The sequence below is a fragment of the Streptococcus sp. 10F2 genome (assembly GCF_054331515.2).
Window position 1 is genome coordinate 1 of record NZ_JBTGGE020000084.1, and the last position, 3,751, is coordinate 3,751.

The window sequence follows — 3,751 nt, forward strand, 5'->3', positions numbered from 1 at the left end:
CTGTTTTTTAGGCTAAAGCAAGGCTATGATTAGCCTTGGCAAATTAGCCTAACAGCTCCAAACCTGTCATCAAATGAAATCGATGACTTATCAGAATGAGTTGTAGCCCTCATCTTACAGTAAAGAGGGTGGCTAACTTCATTTTAAAACTTTCGGTTTTCCTAGAACATTTGTAAATAACTAAATTATTTTAAAAAAACCTTGACAAAAATTCGGAATATGATAAACTTTAGACAATTTAGGGTAAATCGTGTTCGGGAAAATGAATAGGATGCAGTCATTTAAACTTCATCAAACTCTCGGGTCTCTCGCTTACGATATGCGAGAGACTTTTTTGAGCACTTTAGACCTAAAAAATAGAAAGGAGAAAACTTGCCGTGTTGGACTACTAGAATAGGAGGATGTTATGGATAAAACGAGGCCAATTATTGCCCTGGATGTCTCCCAAAAAGAGGATCTGGAGAGCCTGTTACGAGATTTAGGAGGGGAGCCCTTAACTTTAAAGATTGGAATGGAATTGTATTTTAGCCAAGGACCAGCAGTCGTCAGAGACTTATTGGAGGCTGGGCATCAGGTTTTTCTAGATTTAAAATTACACGATATTCCCAATACTGTCGCTAGAACGGTATCTTTTATGAGTCAACTAGGATGCCAGATGATTAATGTGCATGCTCAGGGTGGTATTGAAATGATGAGAGCTGCTGTCAATGCCAGAAATGAGTCAGGCTTTCAACCGCTTTTGATTGCTGTGACACAACTGACCTCGACAAGCCCAAAAGAGTTTAAAAGAGTACAGAACTCGAATCGAACCTTAGCGGAAGATGTTCTTCATCTTGCCAAGCTTGCTAAGGAGAGCGGCATGGATGGAGTAGTCTGTTCTCCTCAAGAAGTTCCAGCTATCAAAGAAGCTTGTGGAGTGGACTTTTTGACGATTACACCAGGAATTCGCTGGAAGTGGTCGCCAGAGGATGATCAAAAGCGAGTAACAACCGCTGAGACTGCAAAAGAACGAGGCACAGATTACATTGTTGTTGGAAGACCCATTACTAGGGCTGACAATCGTCGCCAGATTTACCAAGCCATTTTACAAGAGTGGAGGGCATCATGATGCAGAAACAGTCACTACAAGTAGCACAAATACTGCTAGATATAAAGGCAGTTAGTTTGTCTCCCGAAAAACCGTTTCTTTGGACTTCGGGATTGAAATCGCCCATCTACTGTGATAATCGTTTAATGATGGGCCATCCTAAAGAGCGAAGCTATATTGTAGAGCAGTTAGCCACGCGAATTCAAGAAACGTTTCCCGAGGTTGAGTATCTTGCAGGTGTCGCAACGGCAGGGATTCCCTATGCTAGTATGGTTTCGCAAATCCTGGATTTGCCAATGGTCTATGTTCGATCGGATGCTAAAAAACATGGTAAGAAAAAAGCCATAGAAGGAATCTTGCCAAGTCAAAGCAAGGTTGTAGTCATTGAGGATTTAATTAGTACAGGAAAAAGTGTGCTTCAGGCAGCTCAAACATTAGCAGAGGAAGGTGCGGAAATCATTGGTTGCGCTGCAATATTCAATTATCAGCTACCGATAGGAATTACAGCTTTCGAGGATGCAGGATATCCTCTGATTACCTTGACAAATTATGAATCGCTGATTCAACAAGCTTTGTTACAGGAAGAGCTGAAGCCCTATCGTTCATTATTGGAAAATTGGCACCGGAACCCAGAAGCTTGGTCCCAAGAAATGGAATAAAGGAGTAAAAGATGAAGTTGTCAAAAAATGATCGCAATGCGTTAATATCGGCTATTATAGCTTCAGGTACGGATGATTTAAATGTCATGTTTTTATCCTTCTCCCTTACATCCATTATTGCTTCGCTAGCGATTAGTAAGGTAGAAGCTGGTTGGATTGCGACAATAACCAATCTTGGCATGTTGTTAGGTGGTATTGTCTTTGGAATGTTAGCCGATAAATGTAATAAATTTAAAGTGTTTCGTTGGACTGTAACGATCTTCTCTTTGGCAACGGCCCTTATTTTCTTCACTCCTAATCTGGAATATCTCTATTTGATGCGTTTTATTGCTGGTATTGGAGTAGGTGGAGAGTATGGTGTGGCGATTGCCATTATGGCTGGTTTAGTCCCGAAAGAACAAATGGGAAGAATGTCCTCTATCAACGGAATCGTTGGGCAAATAGGTTCGATAACCTCGGCAGCTTTGGCTGGTTTGATTGCCCCGATTTTTGGTTGGAGAGGACTCTTTTTGTGCGGTTTACTTCCTCTTGGAATTGTTTTTTGGTCTCTGATAGCTGTTGATGCGGATCAGGTTAGTGATTTTGATGCAGACCTCTTGAAGGAAGCGCGACAGGAAAAAGGCAAGATTAAGGATTTGTTTCCAAATCCAACAATTGCTGCCCAGACTATTTGTTTAATGGTGATGACAACTGTTCAGATAGCTGGCTACTTTGGAATGATGAATTGGTTACCCAGTATCATGCAGGAACAGGCTGGAGTAAGTATGAGTGGCTCCTCAGTTTGGATGATTACGACGATTCTTGGCATGTGCTTCGGAATGATTGTTTTTGGAAACCTACTAGATCATATGGGACCAAGAAAAAGTTACAGTATATTTTTAGTAGCTTCAGCCCTGTCTGTTTATCTCTTTAGCTTTGCACGGACAGAGTGGAGTATTCTGATAGCTGGTGCTGTTGTTGGCTTCTTTGTCAATGGAATGTTTGCAGGATATGGAGCCATGATTACCCGACTCTATCCTCACTATGTTCGATCTCTTGCTAATAATGTCATTCTGAATGTTGGACGAGCTATTGGAGGTTTCTCATCCGTTGTGATTGGTTTTATCTTACAGAATGCTACGGTGACAACCGTTATGCTCTTTCTCGCAGGACTCTATCTTCTTAGTCTACTAGCAATGTTGAGTATTTCAAATCTCAAACAGAAGTATTATCAACAAGTCAATGAATCGGTAGAAAATATCGATTAGTCATATTTAAATTCGAAAATATGGTTTGTTTCATCGATGGACGGACTGAATAGAGATGAAAAAGGGAGGAGAACAGATCTAGAAGGCTGGGATTGTTTACCAGCCTTTTCTTTTTACAATATAGACTTGTAACGAATAATATTTCGAGAAATTCTGTGAGTTTCCTCCCGCCTAGCAAAATAATCACCGATATGGAGAGTTAGAAGTAGGCGGATTGCTGCGGATAGAGAAGTAGAGGCTCGTTTTTATTCCAGTTAGACTCAGTTTTCGGTAGATATAAGGAGATAAATCATAAAAAAATCATTTTATTTATTCGATAAAAAAGCCTTTAAATCAAGCTTTCTACCACTATTATTTAAAAAAATGAAAAAAAGTTTAAAAAAATTAAGCAAAAGTGTTGCCAAGTGATAAAGAGTGTTGTATACTAATAAAGTCCTGAAGGGAGAGTTCCTTAAACGGGACAGATGAGTGATAAAAGTTCGGGTGAAACGAACGAATTCAAAAAAACTTCAAAAAAGTTAACAAAAAGTGTTGACAAGCAAATGAGGTTTTGGTAGAATGATTAAGTTGTCTCGTGAGAGGCATGACCTTTGAAAACTGAACAAGACGAATACCAATGTGTGGGTAGTAGAGATACTACCTGTCAATGAAAAAGCAATAAATCTGTCAGTGACAGAAATGAGCAGCAGCTCAAACTTTTGATGAGAGTTTGATCCTGGCTCAGGATGAACGCTGGCGGCGTGCCTAATACATGCAAG

General features: G+C 40.1%; 3 protein-coding genes and 1 rRNA gene. All 4 read left to right on the forward strand.

The features are described 5' to 3' along the window. Positions 1-406: 406 nt before the first annotated feature. The gene (pyrF, locus tag ACXM1Q_RS08945) at positions 407-1,108 is read left to right on the forward strand and encodes an orotidine-5'-phosphate decarboxylase (protein ID WP_458517760.1); all 702 of its coding nucleotides are present in this window, start codon (positions 407-409) and stop codon (positions 1,106-1,108) included. After that, a complete protein-coding gene (pyrE, locus tag ACXM1Q_RS08950) occupies positions 1,105-1,746 on the forward strand; it encodes an orotate phosphoribosyltransferase (protein WP_458517761.1) in 642 nt (213 codons plus the stop codon). The genes pyrF and pyrE overlap by 4 nt, the downstream gene beginning before the upstream one ends. An 11-nt stretch (positions 1,747-1,757) precedes the next feature. Continuing rightward, positions 1,758-2,993 (forward strand): MFS transporter, encoded by a 1,236-nt coding sequence (locus ACXM1Q_RS08955; protein ID WP_458517762.1) that lies wholly within the window; start codon positions 1,758-1,760, stop codon positions 2,991-2,993. A gap of 697 nt (positions 2,994-3,690) precedes the next feature. Continuing rightward, a 16S ribosomal RNA gene (locus ACXM1Q_RS08960) occupies positions 3,691-3,751 on the forward strand; the annotation flags it as partial.

Bases quoted from the DNA above. Each gene is read 5' to 3' on its own strand.
- pyrE (WP_458517761.1), top strand. From the start codon at position 1,105: ATGATGCAGAAACAGTCACTACAAGTAGCACAAATACTGCTAGATATA.
- ACXM1Q_RS08955 (WP_458517762.1), top strand. From the start codon at position 1,758: ATGAAGTTGTCAAAAAATGATCGCAATGCGTTAATATCGGCTATTATA.
- pyrF (WP_458517760.1), top strand. From the start codon at position 407: ATGGATAAAACGAGGCCAATTATTGCCCTGGATGTCTCCCAAAAAGAG.